This is a genomic window from Nonomuraea sp. WAC 01424 (assembly GCF_003947315.1).
GTDB classification, from domain to species: domain Bacteria; phylum Actinomycetota; class Actinomycetes; order Streptosporangiales; family Streptosporangiaceae; genus Nonomuraea; species Nonomuraea spiralis.
Map to the genome: position 1 here is coordinate 1 of NZ_QHHZ01000055.1, position 1,286 is coordinate 1,286.

General features: G+C 67.8%; 1 protein-coding gene. It reads left to right on the forward strand.

The window, feature by feature from the left end; translation table 11 throughout:
* On the forward strand, nt 1-1,286 hold a 1,286-nt coding region (groL, locus tag DMB42_RS52675; RefSeq protein WP_125649928.1), incomplete at both ends, for a chaperonin GroEL.

Sequence of the window (1,286 nt, forward strand, 5' to 3'; positions counted from 1 at the left end):
GACGAGGACGCCCGGCGCGGTCTCGAGCGCGGTATGAACCAGCTCGCCGACGCCGTCAAGGTGACCTTGGGTCCCAAGGGCCGCAACGTCGTGCTGGAGAAGAAGTGGGGCGCTCCCACGATCACCAACGACGGTGTTTCCATCGCCAAGGAGATCGAGCTCGAGGACCCGTGGGAGAAGATCGGCGCCGAGCTGGTCAAGGAAGTCGCCAAGAAGACTGACGACGTCGCCGGCGACGGCACCACCACGGCCACCGTGCTCGCCCAGGCTCTGGTGCGCGAGGGTCTGCGCAACGTGGCCGCCGGCGCCAACCCGATGGCTCTGAAGAAGGGCATCGAGGCCGCCGTCGAGCGCGTCAGCGAGGAGCTCTCCAAGCTGGCCAAGGACGTGGAGACCAAGGAGCAGATCGCTTCGACCGCCTCCATCTCCGCCGCCGACCCCGAGATCGGCTCGCTCATCGCCGAGGCGATGGACAAGGTCGGCAAGGAAGGCGTCATCACCGTCGAGGAGAGCAACACCTTCGGTCTCGAGCTTGAGCTCACCGAGGGCATGCGCTTCGACAAGGGCATGACGTCGATGTACTTCGTGACCGACTCCGACCGCATGGAGGCCGTGCTCGAAGACCCGTACATCCTGATCGTCAACAGCAAGGTCTCGGCCAACAAGGACCTGCTGCCGCTGCTCGACAAGGTCGTGCAGTCCGGCAAGCCGCTGCTGATCATCGCCGAGGACGTCGACGGCGAGGCCCTGGCGACCCTGGTGGTCAACAAGATCCGCGGCCTGTTCCGCTCCGTGGCCGTCAAGGCCCCGGGGTTCGGCGACCGCCGCAAGGCCATGCTGGGTGACATCGCGATCCTGACCGGTGGTCAGGTCATCGCCGAGGAGGTCGGCCTCAAGCTGGAGACCGCCACCCTCGACCTGCTCGGCCGCGCCCGCAAGGTCGTGGTGACCAAGGACGAGACCACCATCGTCGACGGCGCCGGTGACGCCGAGGCGATCTCCGGCCGGGTCAACGAGATCCGCGCCGAGATCGAGCGCACCGACTCCGACTACGACCGTGAGAAGCTGCAGGAGCGCCTGGCCAAGCTGGCCGGTGGCGTGGCGGTCATCAAGGCCGGTGCGGCGACCGAGGTCGAGCTCAAGGAGCGCAAGCACCGCATCGAGGACGCCGTGCGCAACGCCAAGGCGGCCGTCGAGGAGGGCATCGTCCCCGGTGGTGGCGTGGCGCTGCTGCAGGCCGGCGCGAAGGCGTTCGACAAGCTGGAGCTGGCGGGCGACGAGGCCAC